This is a genomic window from Pantoea sp. ANP04 (genome assembly GCF_041982285.1).
Classification (GTDB): Bacteria; Pseudomonadota; Gammaproteobacteria; order Enterobacterales; family Enterobacteriaceae; genus Pantoea; species Pantoea eucalypti.
The window spans coordinates 39,108-57,574 of record NZ_JAUTYS010000007.1; the positions used below are offsets into that span (position 1 = coordinate 39,108).

Here is an 18,467-nt window from a genome sequence, read left to right on the forward strand (position 1 = left end):
ATCTCAGCTATTCGGGTTCAGCAACAGGATTCACAATCGTCATCTCAGTAGATGATCAGCAAGATGAGAAAAAAATCCGCACTCTATTTCAGGATAGAGTGCGGTTGATAACATATATCAAGCGGATACAGAGGGATTTATTCAGAGAGCTTACACACTCAATTAATCTCACTGGCAATAAAATTATCAGATTCCGATGAGATCAATTTTTGATCAGATTAATTTCTTTCTGGGTCTTGTCGCTTTTTTTAACACCAAATTTGCTTATGACTTAACGGATTTTATATCAGGCTTACTGGCACAGAATGGACATGCCATCACACCCGTATAGCTTATCCTGGCTACGCTAAGTGTCTGATTGAAAGTATAGCAACTTCCTATAAATGCCCGCCTTGTCTCTGAAGGCAGCTGCGGACAATCCATCCGATGCAGCAGCAATCCTCCGGTTGAATGATCGCTGACGTAGAATTTCATGGCCTTATACATGCCATATCCTTTTGCTGTGTGTAACAAACGAAAATTTAAAAATGCGCTTTTTAAGGTTAGCCATAACCTGTAAAAGCAGCGTCTGAATCCATGTGAAATTAATATGATTGCGGTTTTCACATTAGCTCGTCTGCGTTAAATAAATTTAGCATTTAATTTTAAAGTTAAAAAACATTTTTATTTGGGCTAAATAAATACCTTGTACAGATAAATCCTTTTTTGCTTTAGAATCTAAGAAGGATAGTTTTGCTAAGTTACTGATTTGTTGTTTCGCAAACATTAGTCCGTTTCATAAATCATTACGATGAGTAAGAATAAAGACATATAAAAAAAGCCATAAGAACCTGAGTTAAAAGAGTTCTTATTTTATACGCACTGAGGTTTGATTCAATAATTGTGATTTTAAAATCGACAATAAGATCAAAATATTTGATCAATATAACTTTGGCTGAGCCTGTAAATATTACATTAAGGGTATAATTGATGAGCGTTATTATTGCGTGTGGCAGTAAATCATTAAACAATTTTATCCAGGTCTTTTTTTATCCTCAAATGAGCGTGGGTAATATCGTCTTGCAGGGTGTGGATGTAATGCGCCGTTACCGCACAGCGTAATACCAAAAAAAAGCCGCAGGCGGAGTAATCCGCTTGCGGCATAAGTCAGCGACTTACTTCAGGTACTTTATTCTGTTGTCAGGGGCTACTCACTTTGCCAGTGAAAGGGGGAATGTTGCACCGCAACAACCTGCAGGCCATTCTTTATCTTCACCACCCGTTGAGGACCCAATATCTGCTGGGGCTCAGGGTTTTTATTCAGCATCACCGTAGCATGTGTGATGCCAGATCTTTCAGCTAGCTGGCACGTATGGCCTGCTATCGCAGGCCTCTTCTTTGCTTTGGTCGCAGGCCTTCGAACCAGGGTGGTAGCTGGCTTCGTAAAAGATTTGATACTTCCTTCTTCTATTGCGTCAGCCTGACCATTATTGGGTTGTTTCAGGCATACCAGACATCGGCCAACTTCGTGGTGATGCTGTAAAGCTACGGTCATTGCCTGCAGCGCTGTATAAAGGGTGCCAATAAATGTCCGATCGTCGAGAGACTTCGGAATTAAATTACACCCTTCCCGATGTAACAACGTTCCGCTCTCATAATGATTGCTGATGTAGTATTTCATTGCTTTTAACATGCTAATTCCTTAAGCATTACTGGACCTGAATATATCAGGTGAAAGATAATGATATTGATTCTTATTATTATAGTTTCTATTGTCGGGCAGATAATGATTGCATAACTCGCCTGGAACTAAATGCGCGCGCCCAAAAAATCGTTTTAATTTGCGTGAAGGTATTTAACCGGTTTAACCCGCGCAATCTGAATCAACGCTGAATTTCACGTTACGTAAAACAGAAGCATTTTAGTGTAGCAGCGAAATAAGCTGGCAGTTAGCTGAGATACACTTTTCTGGTGTTGACTGATTAAGCGTCAGTGCAAAGAATAGTGGGGCCAGGTGGTAAACAGTATCCGCCTGCTTCGCACACCGGCAGACAACATCGCCAGCCTGGCTTATCGGCATACGCCAGCATTAAACCTTATTATCGACGGGGGCCATTAATTGATACTGCGCCAGGAGACGCGTTAATACGGCAGCGGCTGAACAGTAAGAGGCAGTAGCAATAAGGAAGGATGCCAGGCCAAACGGTTGCTAAACCGGGCATCCTGGACGGATTACTTCATGAGCGGCAGAAGTTGCTGATACAGAATTGAAAAGGTCTCCCGACGTGACTGGTAATGTACCCTTTTGTCCGGATCCGGTTGATGCCGCTGCACCAGAGTCGGCGTCGGGACGGTGACTTCCGGATTCAGCGCCTGCTGCGCCAGCCTTGCGGCGCCCAGAGCCGGACCCACTTCACCTCCGTGGCAATAGTCCAGCGTCTGGCCACTGATATCCGCCAGCATCTGACGCCACAGGGTGCTGCGTGCGCCGCCGCCGATCAACATAATACTCTTTGGCTGCACGCCACACTCATGCAGCACATCCATGCCCTGCGCCAGAGCAAATCCCACCCCTTCCAGCACCGATCGTGCCAGCTCAGGCCGGCCATGCTGGTGGGTAAAGCCAAAGAAGGCGCCCAGTGCATTCGGGTTGTTATGCGGCGTACGCTCACCGGAAAGATAGGGCAAAAACCATAACCCGGGTACGTCATCGCGTGCGCGCTCCGCTTCAGCCAGCAGCTCAGGAACATCTTTGCATCCGGTCAGCGTTGCTGCCCAGTCCAGACAGGAGGCTGCGCTGAGCATCACCGACATCAGATGCCAGCGCTGCGGTAACGCATGGCAGAAGCTGTGTACCGCGCGCGCCGGATTGCTGAGATAGCCGTCGCTTACCACAAAGTAGACGCCCGATGTCCCCAGCGACAGCATTCCCTGACCGGGTTCGGTCATGCCGACACCTATCGCACCTGCAGCATTGTCGCCACCGCCCGCAGCCAGCGGCACCGCGTTCATCTTCCACCGTGTCGCCAGTTCAGTATGCAGTGTGCCCGTCAGGGCATTGCCTTCATAGAGCGTCGGCATCTGCTCCCGGCGGAGATCGCAGGCGTGCAGCATCACATCGCTCCAGTCACGTTGCGCCACATCCAGCCACATTGTCCCTGCGGCATCGGACATATCAGTGGCGAAGTCGCCACTCAATCGCCAGCGCAAATAGTCTTTGGGCAACAGCACGTGAGCAATCTGACTGAAGATGGCCGGTTCATGCTGCTGCACCCACAGCAGCTTGGGAGCTGTGAAGCCGGGCATCATCAGGTTGCCGGTGATAGCCCGTGAATCCGGCACCTTCCGTTCCAGCTCACGACACTGCGCCTCGCTGCGTCCGTCATTCCAGAGCATGGCCGGACGTAATACCTGGTTAGCGCTGTCGAGCAGCGTGGCACCATGCATCTGTCCGCTCAGCCCGATGGCCTGCACTGCACGCAGGTCCTGCTTCGCGCTCAGCGCCTGCATAGCCAGCTCCAGCGCCTGCCACCAGCTTTCGGGATCCTGTTCACTCCACAAGGGCTGTGGACGCGAAACCTGCAGGGGCGACGTTTCTGTCGCCACCACGTTGCCCTGTGCATCCATCAGCACCACTTTGACGCCAGAGGTGCCTAAATCGATCCCGATAAACATGCTCTGCTCCTGAAGGGTTAGAAATCAAACAGGTAGTGATTCACCAGATTTTCCAGCTGCTCCTGACGTCCGCTCTGATGCTGCGGATTGAGTTGCTGCTGCTGAGCATGCGCCGCCAGTGCCTCCAGTGAAAACTCACCTTTCAAAATTTGCTGACCGAACTCACCATTCCAGCCGCTGTAGCGCTGTGCCACACGCTTATCAAGTTCACCATCGCTGATCATGCGAGCCGCCACTTTCAGCGCCAGCGCCATGGTATCCATCGCGCCAATATGACCGTAGAAGAGATCATATTTATCGGTGCTCTGACGACGCACTTTGGCATCAAAGTTTAAGCCGCCAGTGGTAAAGCCGCCCGCTTTAAGGATCTCATACATCACCAGTGCATTCTCTTCCACGCTGACCGGGAACTGATCGGTATCCCAGCCGCACTGCGGATCGCCGCGGTTGGCATCGACTGAACCAAAAATACCCAGCGCAATAGCGGTAGCGATTTCATGATGGAAAGAGTGGCCCGCCAGCGTGGCGTGGTTGGCCTCCACGTTAACCTTGATCTCTTTCTCCAGGCCGAACTGTTTCAGGAAGCCATACACCGTCGCGACATCATAATCATACTGATGCTTAGTCGGCTCCTGCGGTTTCGGTTCAATCAGCAGCGTGCCCTGGAAGCCAATTTTATGTTTGTGTTCGACCACCATCTGCATAAAGCGGCCAATCTGCTCGCGCTCCTGGCGCAGATCGGTATTCAGCAGCGTTTCGTAGCCTTCCCGTCCGCCCCACAACACATAGTTTTCGCCGCCCAGGGTTTTGGTCGCCTGCATAGCACTGCAGACCTGCGTCGCGGCCCAGGCAAAGACTTCCGGATCGGGATTAGTGGCAGCGCCAGCCCCGTATCGCGGATGGGTAAAGCAGTTGGCCGTGCCCCACAACAGTTTCACGCCAGTCTCCTGCTGTTTCTCCAGCAGTTTATCGGTCATAGCGGCAAAGTTTTCTTTGTAGCTGTGCAGCGAATCACCTTCAGGTGAGACATCAACGTCATGGAAGCAGTACCACGGCACATTCAGTTTATGGAAAAACTCAAAGGCCACATCCGCCTTTAGTTTTGCCTGCTGCAGCGCATCCCCGCTTTTCTGCCATGGGCGATCAAAAGCCCCCACGCCAAACATATCTGCACCATTCCAGCAGAAGGTGTGCCAGTAACAGGCAGCAAAGCGCAGATGCTCCGCCATGGTCTTGCCGAGGATGACCTCATCGGGATTGTAGTGGCGGAAAGCAAGAGGATGCGTCGACTGGGTGCCTTCATAACGAACCCGATCGATCTGATCGAAATAAGCGTGCATGGTGTGCTCCTTAGCATCAGTACCCGAATGGTCTGCGTTGAAGCAATATTCAATAGGGGCTGTGGCTTCAGCTCAATTACGATATTTCATAACGGGCATCAGATAATTATTATTTGTGCGCTGTCTCGCAAAATAATGTTATTAACGGGATGATTTAACCTGTTCACTCTCTTGTCTTAAAAAGATGAAACCTCGATCGCGCTCATAAAAAATGAAATAAACCAAAAAACGTAATAGCCGGATAAAAATCAGTAATTGCTGTAACCGGAGAAGAAGGGCAACAATTCATCCGCCTGGTTTATAGGCCTGAAACGACAATAGCCTCAACCTACAGGATGATCACAATGAAGATGAAACATGCACTGCTCGCCGCCTGCGCGGCGCTGGCGCTGTTCAGCCAGACCAGCGTGGCAAAAGAAGTGAAGATCGGCATGGCGATTGACGATTTGCGCCTTGAGCGCTGGCAGAAAGACCGCAATATTTTCGTTAAACAGGCGGAAACGCTGGGTGCTAAGGTGTTTGTTCAGTCAGCCAACGGCAACGAAGAGACACAGATGTCGCAGATTGAAAATATGATCAATCGCGGTGTCGATGTGCTGGTGATTATTCCCTACAACGGTCAGGTATTGAGTAACGTTGTCGCTGAAGCGAAACGGGAAGGCATTAAAGTGCTGGCCTATGACCGAATGATAAATAATGCCGATATCGATTTTTATATCTCTTTCGATAATGAAAAAGTGGGCGAGTTGCAGGCCGAAAGCATTGTGAAACAGGTGCCTAAGGGCAACTATTTTTTAATGGGCGGTTCGCCAGTGGATAATAACGCCCGCCTGTTCCGTGCCGGACAGATGAAAGTGTTAAAACCTTATATTGATAACGGCAGCATTAAAATTGTCGGCGATCAGTGGGTCGATGCCTGGCTGCCGGAAAACGCCCTGAAAATTATGGAAAATGCCCTGACCGCCAACAGTAACCACATTGATGCGGTCGTTGCCTCAAATGATGCCACCGCAGGCGGTGCCATTCAGGCCCTTAGCGCGCAGGGGCTGGCCGGAAAAGTGGCGATCTCCGGACAGGATGCCGATCTGGCCGCGATTAAACGTATCAAAGCGGGTACGCAGACCATGACGGTTTACAAACCGATCACGGAGCTGGCCACCGAAGCGGCGAAAATAGCCGTCGAACTGGGTGAGGGCAAAACACCCGCCAGCAACAGCACGCTGAACAATGGCCTGAAAGATGTGCCGTCACGGCTGCTGAAGCCGATTCCGGTTAACAAAGACAATATCGAAAGCACCGTGGTGAAAGACGGTTTCCACAAACAGAGCGAACTCTGACCGCGCATAGCGTGAGGGAGAACAGTCGATGCTGCTGGAAATGAAAAACATCACCAAACGTTTCGGTGCTGTTAAGGCGCTGAATGATGTCAGCCTGCAACTTGAGGCGGGTGAAGTGATGTCGTTGTGCGGTGAGAATGGATCGGGCAAATCGACGCTGATGAAAATCCTGTGCGGACTCTATCCGCACGGCGATTTTGAGGGACAGATTCACTTCTCTGGCGACGACATTCAGGCACAGACCATTCGCGATACCGAACGTAAAGGCATTGTGATTATCCATCAGGAGCTGGCGCTGGTGCGGCAACTGACGGTGATGGAGAACATCTTCCTCGGCGCCGAACTGAGTCGTTTCGGCATGGTGGATGATGAAACCATGACCCTGCGCTGCCAGCAACTGCTGGCGCGGGTCGGGCTGAACGTCTCGCCTGCAACCCGCGTGGGCGAGTTAGGCCTGGGTCAGCAGCAGCTGGTGGAGATTGCCCGCGCCCTTAACAAACAGGTCCGGCTGCTGATTCTGGATGAGCCGACCTCTTCTCTGACGGAGCAGGAGACGGATGTGCTGCTGAGCATCATTCGTAATCTGCGTGAACACGGTATCGCCTGCATCTATATCTCGCACAAGCTGAACGAGGTCAAGGCGATCTCCGACACCATCTGCGTAATCCGTGACGGCCAGCATATTGCCACCCGTCCTGCGGCAGGCCTGAGCGAAGATGACATCATCACCATGATGGTCGGACGCGAGCTGACCGCGCTCTATCCCCATGCGCCGCATCAGATTGGCGATGTGATACTCAAAGTGGACAATCTCACCGCCTGGCATCCGGTTAACCGCCACATCCGCCGCGTCAACAACGTCTCGTTCACACTCAGACGCGGTGAAATCCTTGGCATTGCGGGGCTGGTCGGCGCAGGCAGGACTGAAACGGTGCAGTGCCTGTTTGGTGTCTGGCCTGGGCGCTGGCAGGGTGATATCTGGATCAACGACAAACAGGTCAACATCACTGATTGCCGTGCCGCGATTGCGCACGGCATTGCGATGGTGCCGGAAGATCGCAAAAAGGATGGCATCGTGCCGCTGATGGCGGTGGGCAAAAATATTACCCTGGCGGCACTGGATCAGTTCAGTCACCGACTCTCGACGCTGGATGAAGCGCAGGAGCAGCAAGCGATCAACGACGCGATCAGTCGGCTGCGCGTAAAAACCTCCTCATCGGAACTGCCGATTGGCCGTTTAAGCGGCGGCAACCAGCAGAAAGCGATTCTGGCGAAGTGCCTGCTGCTCAATCCAAAAATCCTGATCCTGGATGAACCGACACGCGGCATTGATGTGGGTGCCCGTCAGGAGATCTACCTGCTGATCAATGCGCTGGTTCAGCAGGGTATCGCGGTGATTGTGATTTCCTCTGAGCTGCCGGAAGTACTGGGCCTGAGCGATCGGGTTCTGGTGATGCATGAAGGGCAGATCAAAGCCGATTTGATTAACGATAATCTGACTCAGGAGCAGGTGATGGAAGCTGCCCTGCGGAGTGAACATTATGCTTAAAAGTGAAAGTACCCAAAGCCGCCTCTCAGGTACGCCGGGCAAACCGTCACCGGGCAGGTTCACGCTGCCCAACCTGCAGGTTCTGGTGATGCTGGGCGCGATTGTGCTGATTGCGCTGTTCTTTACCTGGACTACCGACGGCTCGTGGCTCAGTGCGCGTAACGTCTCCAACCTGCTGCGACAGACCGCTATCACCGGCATTCTGGCGGTCGGCATGGTGTTCGTGATTATCTCGGCGGAGATCGACCTGTCAGTGGGTTCTATGATGGGTCTGCTGGGCGGCGCGGCGGCAATCTTTGACGTCTGGCTCGGCTGGCCGCTGCCGCTGACCATCGTGGTCACACTGGTGATGGGACTGCTGCTCGGCACCTGGAATGGCTGGTGGGTGGCGTATCGCAAAGTGCCGTCGTTTATTGTGACACTGGCGGGGATGCTGGCGTTCCGCGGTATTCTGGTCGGCATTACCGATGGCACCACCGTTGCGCCGATTACACCGGGCATGTCGCAGATTGGACAGAGTTATCTGCCGGGCGGTGTCGGTTTCGGCTTTGGTGTTGCAGGTCTGGCGCTGTTTACACTCTGGCAATGGCGGCTGCGGCTGCGTCGTCAGCAACTCGGCCTGCCACAGGGCGCAGCAAGCGGCACCGTGGGGCGTCAGGCGATCACGGCTATCTTAGTGCTGGGTGCCATCTGGTTACTCAATGATTATCGTGGCGTACCTACGCCGGTGTTGTTGCTGGCTGTGCTGCTGCTGGCGGGCATGTTTATGGCAACCCGCACCGCATTCGGCCGTCGTATCTACGCTATCGGCGGCAACATAGATGCAGCCCGCCTCTCTGGCATTAACGTGGCGCGCACCAAGCTGGCGGTGTTTGCCATCAACGGTGTGATGGTGGCGATTGCCGGGCTGATCCTCAGCTCGCGGCTGGGTGCAGGCTCACCATCGGCGGGTAATATTGCGGAACTCGACGCGATTGCCGCCTGCGTCATTGGCGGCACCAGCCTGGCGGGCGGCGTGGGGTCGGTTGCGGGCGCGGTCATGGGGGCCTTTATCATGGCCTCGCTGGATAACGGCATGAGCATGATGGATGTGCCGACTTTCTGGCAGTACATCGTCAAAGGCGCGATTCTGCTGCTGGCGGTGTGGATGGATACCGCAACGCGGCGTCGGGTGTAATCGCGCGGGCGATCACATTGTGGCGCAAACAATTTTTTTGCCCCTTTCAGCCGTGTTATGCAATGCGCTAAGGATTTAAGGGAACGCGCCATCATGCATGATAAACGTTATCGCATTACGCTGTTGTTTAACGCCAATAAAGTGTATGACCGTCAGGTGGTTGAGGGCGTCGGTGAGTATTTACAGGCGTCGCAGACAGACTGGGATATCTTCATCGAAGAAGATTTTCGCTGCCGCATCGACAACATCCGTGAGTGGCTGGGTGATGGGGTGATCGCCGATTACGACGATCGCTCTATCGAAGCTCTGCTGTCGAATGTCTCTGTCCCCATTGTCGGCGTGGGTGGCTCTTATCATCGCCAGGAAGATTATCCTCCGGTGCATTACATCGCCACTGACAACGCCGCGCTGGTGGAGAAAGCTTTTCTGCATCTGAAAGAGAAGGGCATCAACCGCTTTGCCTTTTATGGTTTACCGGCCTCCAGTGGCAAGCGCTGGGCGCAGGAGCGGGAACAGGCATTTCGTCAGCTGGTTGGGCGTGAGCGTTACCAGGGCGTGGTCTATCAGGGCATGGAGACCGCGCCGGAAAACTGGCAGCACGCGCAGAACCGGCTCGCCGACTGGCTGCAGACACTGCCGCCGCAAACCGGCATTATCGCCGTGACTGACTCCCGGGCGCGACATCTGCTGCAAGCCTGTGAACACCTGAAAATACCTGTACCGGAAAAGTTAACGGTGATCGGGATTGATAATGAGGAGCTGACCCGCTATCTGTCACGCGTCGCGCTCTCGTCCGTGGCGCAGGGTTCACGGCAGATGGGTTATCAGGCGGCCAAACTGCTGCACCGGTTGCTGGATAATCAGCCTCTGCCCCTTCAGCGCATTCTGGTGCCGCCGGTGAAAGTCATCGCAAGGCGCTCAACCGACTTCCGCTCACTGCGCGATCCGGCGGTGATTCAGGCAATGCACTACATCCGCTTTAACGCCTGTAAGGGCATTAAGGTGGAACAGGTGCTGGATGCGGTCGGGCTGTCGCGATCTAATCTGGAAAAACGCTTTCGTGATGAGACCGGCGACACCATTCATGCCATGATTCATCGCGAAAAACTGGAAAAAGCGCGCGAACTGCTGGCTTCTTCATCGCTTAACATCAATGAGATCTCCCAGATGTGCGGTTACCCTTCGCTGCAATACTTCTATTCAGTGTTCCGCAAAAGCTACGACACCACTCCAAAAGAGTATCGCCAGCATTTTGGGGAGAATGTGTTGTAGCAGGAAAGGGTGAGTCTGGCGGGAATGGATATCGGGTAAAAAAGCACGGACCGGGGCACTAAAACATCCGCTGCTCACTCTCCTCCAGCACCGCCAGTGCCAGCCCGTTAGCCGGGTCAATCCGGTTCTCCGGGAAGTGCAGCTGAGTATGCGCGGCGGTAAAAGCCAGCGCGTTACCGTGTGCGGTATCGCGTACCGCCTTACAGAAGCGCTCACTGGCGTTCCACGGACAATCAATGATGATTGTGGCGGGATTGAGCAGCAGCATAATCTGACTCAGTGCCGCACCCAGATAGCCACCCGCCAGCGCCATCACCTCATCCACCACGCGTGGCGCGCTGTCGCGGTTCTGCCAGCTCAGCCCGGGCTGACGCTGTGCCAGCTGTTGTTTAATCGCAGGCTGACTGACCAGCGCTTCAAGGCAACCCCGACGACCACAACTGCAACGCGGCCCTTCGGGCTGGACAACCAGATGGCCGGCCTCGCCCGCCGTCCAGCTGTGGCCGGTAAAGACTTCGCCATGCTGTACCAGTGCGCCGCCAATCCCCTCTGAAATACGCAGATAAAAATGGCTGCTCTCCACCGATAATCCACGCTGATCAACAGCCAGCAGCGCGGCGGCTTTAACATTGTTCATAATGCGAATCGGCAGACGAACGTGCTTGCGTAGCGCGCTCAGCAGGTCAACATCCTGCCATTCAAGCGGCAATGAAATGTGCATCCAGCCGCGTCGCGGATCAACGATGCCGGGAAAGCCCAGGCCAATGCCGAGCAAATCGGGATAGTGCTCAGTCAGTTCACGGCACAGCATGGCCAGCTCAGCCAGCAGGCGGGTCGGATTACTGGTATCAGTACGTAGTGTCGCTTCAGCCAGTACCTGGGAAAAATAGTCGCAGACCCGCCAGTGGACCACGTTGCGTTCCACCATAATGCCTGCGCTCTTAAGTTTTTCTGGCCTGAGGGTAATCCCGATTTTAGGCCGTCCGGCGGCCGCCACGCTGACCGGGCCCAGCTCTTCGATCAGGCCTTGTTCAAGCAGGTCATCAATGATTAATGAGACGGTATTTTTGCTGAGTGTCAGCACCTCCGCCAGATCCTGACGCGACGTCACGCGCAGCTTACGCAGCTGACTCATCACCCGTTTCTGGTTATTCAGTCTCAGTAGTGCAGGGCCTTTGCCATTCGTTTTCATCACGGGTTCACTCAACAGAGGAGTAACAATTGAGTGTATCAGCCCATGCGGATTCTTCATCCCACACTTTGCGTGCTGTTTCACACAACCCAATCGACGGTGGCGGAGATCGTGATGATGATCGGATTGCCGGATTAACACGGGTGTTCTGTGGTACCGGCGGAGCGGGCGAGACTGCGGGTGCAGCACCGTTGTCTGCGCCGGGTAGGGGAGAAAGACAAAGCAAGGGTGGTGAATGGCAAGGATGCGGAACATCAGGCCCGATTAACGCAGTGACCCGGCACAGCCGGGTCACTGATTAATATTCGTCGCCGCGCACCCGACTGCGATAGCTTTCCCAGTCGAAACGCACCCACAGGCTGTTACCGAGCCGCATACGATCCATGACGCGTTCACCCAGCAGTGCATTCATACCTGCATGGTCGAGGTTAGATAACATGCCGGTCGGTCGTTTCGACGAAGAACGGCGATCAACTATCTGGTTGATGATCACTTTTTCGTAGCGCGATTCGCTCTGCATACCAATTTCATCAATCACCAGCAGATCAACGCTGCTGAGATCCTGAATCAGCCGTTCTTCGGTAATGCCGCTACTGCCGCTGAAGGTGCCCTTCATACTCGACATCAGATCGGCCACCGTCACGATCAGCACGCTTTTACCGCGCAGAATCAGGTCATTGCCAATCGCGGCAGCCAGATGGTTCTTACCGGTGCCGGGACGTCCTGAAAAGACAAAGCTGGCGATGCTGCCATCAAATTCGGCAGCGTACTGACGTGCCAGCTCCAGCGCTTTGCGCTGTCCCTCGTTCTCTACCCGGTAATTATCAAATGAGCAGTTCATGTGCAGCTCACGAATACCGGATCGGCCCATCACGCGCTGCATTTTCATTGCGCGGTTTTCACGCACAATCGCCTCTGAACGCAGGCGACCCTGCTCCTGATTCCACGCCAGCAGCTCTTCACCATTGGCAAATTTCGGCCGGGTGCCCTCAGGCATCATTCTTTTCAGACGGTTAAAGAGATCGTTGGGCGTTTTCATCATTCACCTCGGAAACCATCGGGAATGGTACGGTCAGGATCAGGCAACTGCGTAATATCACGCTTCGGTTGCCCGCCGTTTGCGGCGCGGTTCATCTGAATGCTGCGCGCCAGCTTTTGTTGCCACTGCACATGATGGAACATCCGGCCTTCGGCCTGCCAGTAGGCCACAAAGGCCGCCAGCTCGCTGGGCGTCACCGGTTCACTCAGCGCCACGCCCCAGATGGCGGCCTGACGGGTAAAGTCGGCGTCCGGCTGCCAGCCCTGATACATGGCGAACTTGCCTGCCGGCGTATGAATCGCGGCGGGCGCGTCGTCATACAGGCTGTCATCCAGCGCCACATCATTTGGCTGCCGGGCGGCGGTTTCCAGCGCCAGCAGCTCAGCCAGACGCGTCGGTGTGATGGCGTACATCACCGGCGCATAGTTATCTAACACCGCCAGCGTGCCCTTTTCCGCCTGCTGCAGGGCAGTCAGCGGATCCTGTCGGAAGGCATCCAGGCCAATAAGCGTTGAAGTTAAGATTTTAGCTGACATGAAAAGACCTGAGGTTAACGAACACCTTGCGTCGGGAACCCATCACCGACGCAGAAGTGTTTATTGTACCTGTTTTAAGGGTGCGGATCGCTTAAAAAGCAACGCTGCGGATCAGTGTGAGGTGACCGTGGAGGTCGCGTGGCGGGCCGGTGCAGATTCGGTGATTTGTACCCGGACACCCGCAGCAGCCGGACGGGTCTGCCACAAATAGCGCACTGAGGCGAGCCAGCAGAGGCTGTATCCCAGAAGCTCGGTACCCTCTTCGGCCATGTTTTTCACCACGCGGTTGTAATCTCCCAGCATCAGATGCTGCCACAGCGCATGCACACCAAACAGGCGGGAGAAGACCAGCACCACTAAGAAGCCAGAGGCCATCACCGGCCAGCTGCGATGCAGCAGCAGATTCGCCAGCGCATGCACGGTTTTTTTTGGCGTCCGCAGCGCGACAGCCAGCGAACCCGCCGTAACGGCCAGAGCAAACCAGACCCAGCTGCCGTGCTGAAAAGTATCAAAAACAAAGTCGAGTTCGCGGATGAGCATGCAGCTGTAAAAGCCCGCCACTAAGGTCAGCGCCCCGCGCTGAGCGGGACGACGGCGAGCCGCAATAAAGAACAGTGCGGCGATCATCGCCAGCATGCATTCCTGGGTGGTTTCAGTAAAAGAGGTTTCGTGGAGCGCGTCGTTCATCCAGGCCACATCAATGTAGACAGGGACGATAGTCAACGCGAGAACCAGAGCTGCCAGAAGGAAAACCGCTATTTCGCGGCCAATAATTGTCAAATCGTTGCGCATAAGGTTACCGGTATAATGATTAGCGGACTCATTATATTTTAAACGCCCGATTCCCTTTCTCATTTTATGCCCCGCTAGAAGCTGGCACTGAATCCAAAGGTATAAAGTTGCTGCTCCTGATTATTCAGCGCCTCACTTTGTGAAAACGCAGCAAAAGCCGCCAGATTCGCGTTGAGTGGCATTTGTGCACCGATGCTCACATCAATGCCATCGGATTGATCAGAGCCGTTGGTTGCCTCGCGCCGGGGATTCTGCGATGTATCGGCCATCAGATAGTGATAACTCAGCTGCGCCCAGGGCGATATCCATCCCTGTTTCGAATCAATGCGCCAGCCGACGCTGGCGCTCTGCTCACGGCTCTGCTGATCGCTGTAATCGCATTGCAGACAGTTCATCTGCTGCGGATCGACCGCATACTGCGCCACGGGTCCGGTGGTGAGTGACGGGGCAATAGGCAGGTCAACGCCCGCCCGATAGCGTTTTCCCAGCGGCGTAGTGCCTACGCTGCCGGTTTCACTGTGCAGGGCAATGGGGGATGCGGTAGGCGAGTTAATGGCGGCTTCAAACAGGGCGCGGCTTTCATCGCTGAAGGCGAGTGGGTTCAGGGCGATCTTCTCCGCCAGGATCGTGTCGTAGTCGGGAGAGAAGACGGGATGTTGAGGCGCAGAGGTGCCACCGCGGGCAAAAGTCGGTTGCGTTAAGAGTAACAGGCATACAGCACAGCAGGTCCGCAGACCTTTCCAACCGCTTCTCGGCACCATCGCTTCTCCGGGCAAAACTGAAGTTATTATCCGGCGTCTTAATTAAATTTTCGGCCCGTCTCTGTTATTTAACCGGTGGTTGTTTAACTATCAACCGATAAATTCTAAGATCAAGCGGACCGCCAGAATTTTCACGTCATTAAAGGAAAAAAGTGATGCAACGATGTGGTTGGGTAACGCAGGATCCCCTCTATCTGGCCTATCACGACCGTGAATGGGGTGTGGTGCAAAGAGACAAGCGCGCGCTGTTTGAGATGCTTTGTCTGGAAGGGCAGCAGGCGGGATTATCCTGGATCACCGTGCTGAAAAAGCGGGAAAACTATCGGGCGGCCTTTCACCAGTTTGATCCGCAGGCCATAGCATTGATGGATTCCACAGATATTGACGCGCTGATGCTCAACAGCGGTATTATCCGCCACGCGGGTAAAATCGCGGCCATTATCGCTAACGCGCGTGCTTATCTTGAAATGGAGACGAAAGGCGAGGATTTCAGCCACTTCGTCTGGCAATTTGTCGATAACGTGCAAATCGTTCACGATTATCCTGATTACAGCCAGGCACCCACGACGTCAGAGCACGCCATTGCGCTCTCTAAGGCGTTAAAACAGCGTGGTTTTAAATTCATCGGCCCCACAATTTGCTACTCCTTTATGCAGGCCTGTGGGCTGATAAACGATCATCAGAGCAACTGTTTTTGTCATCCTGACAATCAAAAGACGTGATTCCCGTTAAATCAGGATTTTTCCGCACTACATTCCCTGGCATCAGGCGGCATAATCGTGCCACTTATGGGAAAGGTTTTCCCCTGTGTGTCGAATGTAAGGGAACAAAAATGCAGAAAAAATTAATCGCCATCACTTTGTTATTAAGCGGCAGCCTGGCCCTGCCAGGGTGTACGACCAATCCTTACACCGGCGAATCTCAGGCGGGTAAGTCAGGCGTGGGCGCGGGCCTGGGCGCACTCGTGGGTGCCGGTGTCGGCGTGCTCTCCTCGTCGAAAAAAGATCGTCGTAAAGGCGCACTGATTGGTGCCGCTGGCGGTGCTGCACTGGGCGGTGGCGTGGGCTACTACATGGATGTACAGGAAGCGAAACTGCGCGACAAAATGCGCGGCACGGGTGTCAGCGTGACCCGTAATGGCGATAACATCGTTCTGAATATGCCAAATAATGTCACCTTCGACTCTAATAGCAGCAATCTGAAACCGGCCGGTGCAAATACCCTGACCGGTGTTTCAATGGTGCTGAAAGAGTATCCGAAAACAGCGGTAAACGTCGTAGGTTACACCGACAGCACTGGCAGCCGTGCACTGAACATGCGCCTGTCTCAACAGCGTGCTGAAAGTGTTGCCAGCGCGTTGATCGTGCAGGGTGTTGCCAGCGATCGCCTGCGTACGCAGGGTGCAGGCCCGGATAATCCGGTTGCCACCAACAGCACCGAAGCAGGCAAAGCACAAAACCGTCGTGTTGAGATCACGCTCAGCCCACTGTAATAATCGCGCGCGCCCCCGACCTGGGGGCGTCTTTTTTCTGTAAAGCCTTCCGCTAAAAGAACCAGTAATGTTTCGGCGAATAGAGCCAGCAGACGCTTTATGGTAGCCTGATCAAAAATTGATCAGAGAATATTTCCTCATGTCTCTTAAAGCCATCGCTACGGTTTTAGGCCTTTCCGTGACGACGGTCAGTCGTGCCCTTAATGGTTATCAGGACGTTGCTCACGAAACGCGTAAGCGTATCGAAGAGGAAGCGCAGCGGCGCGGCTACCGACCCAATGCAGCGGCGCGGCGTCTGAAAACCGGTCGCGCTAACGCGGTGGGTCTTATCTACCCGATCAGTGCATCTTCTCTGAGTGGCAGCGACTTTAGCGACATGCTGCTGTCGCTGGATCATCACCTTGCCTGTGATGACATTAATCTGCTGTTACTGATGGATAAGCAGCAGAGTCAGTCGACACTGACACATCTGTTGCGCAGTGGGGCCGTGGATGCCCTTATCGTCGGTCACACTACGCCCGATGACAGCCGACTTCATGCGCTGCTTCAGGCTAATTTTCGCTTTCTGGCGCTGGGCCGCAGCGATCTGCCACCCACTTATGCCTGGTTTGATGTGGATCACTTCGCGGGTTCGCAGATGGCGGTGAGCTGGTCGCTGGCGCAGGGACGGCAGCGGATAGCCTGGCTCGGTAGCAACGAACACAGCACGCAGGTGCGTGAGCGTCGTCAGGGATATCTGACCGCGCTGGGCGATGTCGCACCTTATGCGATGGCGGCTGTGTCGCCGTCTCGCCGTGCCGGCTATCAGCAAACCAGGCAGTGGCTGGCAGAGGCGGCGGTACCGGAAGTGATTATCACCGACTGCGCTGTGCTGGCTGAAGGCGCCGCTCTGGCACTGCATCAGGCAGGACGGTCAGCAGGTGAGCGTGCCATTCTGCTGGCAGGCTGGGAGGGATTGCCGCGTGATGCGATTCTCGATCATCCCATTGTCGCTATTCGCCAGGCAACACCGCACCAGGCCGGAGAGCAGGTGGCTGAAATGGTCATCCAGCTGATCAATGGCGCACCACCGGAAACGTTACAGACCCTTTGGCAACCCTGGCTGCAATTACCGGTATAGCACTTTTTGCGGTGAGCTTTGCTTGTGCTAGTCTCTGCCTGGTTTCTCATTTCGCAGGATATCTCATGAAAATCAGGCCGCCTCGTGCCACCATCAGCGATGTTGCTCACGCGGCACGAACGGGCAAAACCAGCGTTTCACGCTATCTCAATGGCGAGCTGCATCTGCTTTCTGACGGTTTAAAAGCGCGGATTGAGCAGGCGATTGCCGATCTCAGCTATCGTCCAAGCCAGATGGCGCGCGGCCTGAAGCGCGGACGTACCCGCCTGATCGGGCTGATTATTGCCGATATCACCAATCCCTATTCCGTCGATGTGATGAGCGGTATTGAAGCCGCCTGCCGCGAGCAGGGTTTTACCCTGCTGATGTGTAACACCAATAATGAAGTGGATCTGGAGCAGCACTATCTGCAACTGCTTAGCAGCTATCAGGTAGAAGGCATCGTGGTTAACGCGGTCGGTATGCGTGAAGAGGTGCTGAATCATCTGCAACAATCCCTGCTGCCAATGGTGCTGATTGACCGAAAAATCCCCGATTTTCCCTGCGATGTAGTGGGACTGAATAACGCCGAAGCGGCTGAAACAGCCACGCGCCATCTGGTCGACAATGGCTATAACGCACTGCTGTTTCTGAGTGAGCCGCTGGGCAGCGTCAACACTCGCCGCGAGCGTCTGCAGGCTTTCCGCCAGCTGCTGGCAACGCATCCTCAGGTTGAGCATGAGAATACTGAAGTGGGGCTGCATCAGCCCGATGCTCTGGACCAGGCGTTGCTGGCCTTCCATCAGCGTCATACCGGCAAACGCTGCGCGGTGATGGTCGCCAACGGGGCGCTGACGCTGCAGGTGGCGCGATCGTTACAACGACTCAATCTGCACTGGGGTCGCGATATCGGCCTGCTCGGTTTTGATGAACTGGAGTGGGCGGCGCTGGCCGGTGTCGGTATCACCACGCTGAAACAACCCACCTGGCAGATTGGCTTCAGTGCACTGGAACGCCTGATTGCCCGTATTGAGGGCAGTGATGTGCCGGTTGGCGAGCAGGTCTTCTCTGGTGAACTGATTGTTCGCGGCTCAAGCCAGCCTCTGGGCTGAATTTCAGATTTAACCTTCCGTTTACGTGCTCGCTTCGTGAGCACGATCATAATTTCACAGTTTGCTCCTTTGCTTTGGAACCGGTTCCATTTAGGGTTTTTCTATTCGTTATGGG

General features: G+C 54.3%; 16 protein-coding genes. 8 read left to right on the top strand and 8 right to left on the bottom strand.

Annotation, left to right across the window (positions count from 1 at the left end):
• Positions 1 to 1,186: 1,186 nt before the first annotated feature.
• The 3 genes from Q7C21_RS11220 to xylA form a co-directional block, all read right to left on the bottom strand.
• On the bottom strand, positions 1,187 to 1,672 hold the full coding sequence (locus tag Q7C21_RS11220; RefSeq protein WP_039658673.1) for a hypothetical protein: 486 nt from the start codon (positions 1,670 to 1,672) through the stop codon (positions 1,187 to 1,189).
• Between the two features lie 539 nt (positions 1,673 to 2,211).
• The gene (gene xylB / locus Q7C21_RS11225) at positions 2,212 to 3,654 is read right to left on the bottom strand and encodes a xylulokinase (protein ID WP_078805078.1); all 1,443 of its coding nucleotides are present in this window, start codon (positions 3,652 to 3,654) and stop codon (positions 2,212 to 2,214) included.
• 17 nt (positions 3,655 to 3,671) lie between these two features.
• The gene (gene xylA / locus Q7C21_RS11230; RefSeq protein WP_003849568.1) at positions 3,672 to 4,994 is read right to left on the bottom strand and encodes a xylose isomerase; all 1,323 of its coding nucleotides are present in this window, start codon (positions 4,992 to 4,994) and stop codon (positions 3,672 to 3,674) included.
• Positions 4,995 to 5,338: 344 nt separating this feature from the next.
• Between xylA and xylF the strand changes: the two genes are divergently transcribed.
• The 4 genes from xylF (at position 5,339) to xylR (ending at position 10,329) form a co-directional block, all read left to right on the top strand.
• Complete coding sequence (gene xylF / locus Q7C21_RS11235; protein WP_003849571.1) at positions 5,339 to 6,331, top strand: D-xylose ABC transporter substrate-binding protein; 993 nt, start codon at positions 5,339 to 5,341, stop codon at positions 6,329 to 6,331.
• A gap of 28 nt (positions 6,332 to 6,359) precedes the next feature.
• The gene (locus tag Q7C21_RS11240) at positions 6,360 to 7,880 is read left to right on the top strand and encodes a xylose ABC transporter ATP-binding protein (RefSeq protein WP_003849573.1); all 1,521 of its coding nucleotides are present in this window, start codon (positions 6,360 to 6,362) and stop codon (positions 7,878 to 7,880) included.
• Positions 7,873 to 9,057, top strand: a complete 1,185-nt coding sequence (xylH, locus tag Q7C21_RS11245; protein WP_003849574.1) for a xylose ABC transporter permease XylH — start codon at positions 7,873 to 7,875, stop codon at positions 9,055 to 9,057. Before Q7C21_RS11240 ends, xylH begins: the two co-directional genes overlap by 8 nt.
• Positions 9,058 to 9,150: 93 nt before the next feature.
• Positions 9,151 to 10,329, top strand: coding sequence for a D-xylose utilization transcriptional activator XylR (xylR, locus tag Q7C21_RS11250; protein ID WP_003849577.1), 1,179 nt, complete (start codon positions 9,151 to 9,153; stop codon positions 10,327 to 10,329).
• Between the two features lie 58 nt (positions 10,330 to 10,387).
• On the opposite strand, the gene Q7C21_RS11255 is transcribed toward xylR, so the two are convergent.
• The 5 genes from Q7C21_RS11255 to Q7C21_RS11275 all read right to left on the bottom strand — a co-directional run bounded on the left by Q7C21_RS11255 (position 10,388) and on the right by Q7C21_RS11275 (position 14,649).
• Positions 10,388 to 11,521, bottom strand: a complete 1,134-nt coding sequence (locus Q7C21_RS11255; protein ID WP_105099989.1) for an ROK family protein — start codon at positions 11,519 to 11,521, stop codon at positions 10,388 to 10,390.
• A 298-nt stretch (positions 11,522 to 11,819) separates the two neighbouring features.
• Positions 11,820 to 12,560 (bottom strand): DNA replication protein DnaC, encoded by a 741-nt coding sequence (gene dnaC, locus Q7C21_RS11260; protein ID WP_003849584.1) that lies wholly within the window; start codon positions 12,558 to 12,560, stop codon positions 11,820 to 11,822.
• Positions 12,560 to 13,096: a primosomal protein DnaT gene (gene dnaT / locus Q7C21_RS11265; protein ID WP_008926380.1), complete on the bottom strand. Its 537-nt coding sequence runs from the start codon at positions 13,094 to 13,096 to the stop codon at positions 12,560 to 12,562. The genes dnaC and dnaT overlap by 1 nt, the downstream gene beginning before the upstream one ends.
• A 111-nt stretch (positions 13,097 to 13,207) precedes the next feature.
• On the bottom strand, positions 13,208 to 13,888 hold the full coding sequence (locus Q7C21_RS11270; RefSeq protein WP_033743345.1) for a hypothetical protein: 681 nt from the start codon (positions 13,886 to 13,888) through the stop codon (positions 13,208 to 13,210).
• Between the two features lie 74 nt (positions 13,889 to 13,962).
• Positions 13,963 to 14,649, bottom strand: coding sequence for a hypothetical protein (locus Q7C21_RS11275; RefSeq protein ID WP_003849591.1), 687 nt, complete (start codon positions 14,647 to 14,649; stop codon positions 13,963 to 13,965).
• A gap of 155 nt (positions 14,650 to 14,804) precedes the next feature.
• On the opposite strand from Q7C21_RS11275, the gene Q7C21_RS11280 reads away from it, so the two are divergent.
• The 4 genes from Q7C21_RS11280 (at position 14,805) to Q7C21_RS11295 (ending at position 18,352) form a co-directional block, all read left to right on the top strand.
• The gene (locus Q7C21_RS11280) at positions 14,805 to 15,371 is read left to right on the top strand and encodes a DNA-3-methyladenine glycosylase I (RefSeq protein WP_003849593.1); all 567 of its coding nucleotides are present in this window, start codon (positions 14,805 to 14,807) and stop codon (positions 15,369 to 15,371) included.
• Positions 15,372 to 15,481: 110 nt separating this feature from the next.
• Entirely contained in the window at positions 15,482 to 16,141 is a 660-nt protein-coding gene (locus Q7C21_RS11285) for an OmpA family lipoprotein (RefSeq protein WP_078805075.1), read from the top strand.
• Positions 16,142 to 16,280: 139 nt separating this feature from the next.
• Positions 16,281 to 17,261 carry a LacI family DNA-binding transcriptional regulator gene (locus Q7C21_RS11290; RefSeq protein WP_375150725.1) on the top strand — a complete coding sequence of 327 codons (981 nt, stop codon included), beginning with the start codon at positions 16,281 to 16,283 and terminating at the stop codon, positions 17,259 to 17,261.
• Between the two features lie 65 nt (positions 17,262 to 17,326).
• The gene (locus tag Q7C21_RS11295; protein ID WP_003849597.1) at positions 17,327 to 18,352 is read left to right on the top strand and encodes a LacI family DNA-binding transcriptional regulator; all 1,026 of its coding nucleotides are present in this window, start codon (positions 17,327 to 17,329) and stop codon (positions 18,350 to 18,352) included.
• Positions 18,353 to 18,467 lie beyond the last annotated feature (115 nt).

Coding starts and splice junctions, on each gene's coding strand:
- Q7C21_RS11240 (WP_003849573.1), top strand. CDS start 6,360: ATGCTGCTGGAAATGAAAAACATCACCAAACGTTTCGGTGCTGTTAAG.
- Q7C21_RS11295 (WP_003849597.1), top strand. CDS start 17,327: ATGAAAATCAGGCCGCCTCGTGCCACCATCAGCGATGTTGCTCACGCG.
- Q7C21_RS11285 (WP_078805075.1), top strand. CDS start 15,482: ATGCAGAAAAAATTAATCGCCATCACTTTGTTATTAAGCGGCAGCCTG.
- xylB (WP_078805078.1), bottom strand. CDS start 3,654: ATGTTTATCGGGATCGATTTAGGCACCTCTGGCGTCAAAGTGGTGCTG.
- xylH (WP_003849574.1), top strand. CDS start 7,873: ATGCTTAAAAGTGAAAGTACCCAAAGCCGCCTCTCAGGTACGCCGGGC.
- Q7C21_RS11275 (WP_003849591.1), bottom strand. CDS start 14,649: ATGGTGCCGAGAAGCGGTTGGAAAGGTCTGCGGACCTGCTGTGCTGTA.
- Q7C21_RS11255 (WP_105099989.1), bottom strand. CDS start 11,521: ATGAAAACGAATGGCAAAGGCCCTGCACTACTGAGACTGAATAACCAG.
- dnaC (WP_003849584.1), bottom strand. CDS start 12,560: ATGAAAACGCCCAACGATCTCTTTAACCGTCTGAAAAGAATGATGCCT.
- Q7C21_RS11290 (WP_375150725.1), top strand. CDS start 16,281: ATGTCTCTTAAAGCCATCGCTACGGTTTTAGGCCTTTCCGTGACGACG.
- Q7C21_RS11280 (WP_003849593.1), top strand. CDS start 14,805: ATGCAACGATGTGGTTGGGTAACGCAGGATCCCCTCTATCTGGCCTAT.
- xylR (WP_003849577.1), top strand. CDS start 9,151: ATGCATGATAAACGTTATCGCATTACGCTGTTGTTTAACGCCAATAAA.
- Q7C21_RS11220 (WP_039658673.1), bottom strand. CDS start 1,672: ATGTTAAAAGCAATGAAATACTACATCAGCAATCATTATGAGAGCGGA.
- xylA (WP_003849568.1), bottom strand. CDS start 4,994: ATGCACGCTTATTTCGATCAGATCGATCGGGTTCGTTATGAAGGCACC.
- xylF (WP_003849571.1), top strand. CDS start 5,339: ATGAAGATGAAACATGCACTGCTCGCCGCCTGCGCGGCGCTGGCGCTG.
- dnaT (WP_008926380.1), bottom strand. CDS start 13,096: ATGTCAGCTAAAATCTTAACTTCAACGCTTATTGGCCTGGATGCCTTC.
- Q7C21_RS11270 (WP_033743345.1), bottom strand. CDS start 13,888: ATGCGCAACGATTTGACAATTATTGGCCGCGAAATAGCGGTTTTCCTT.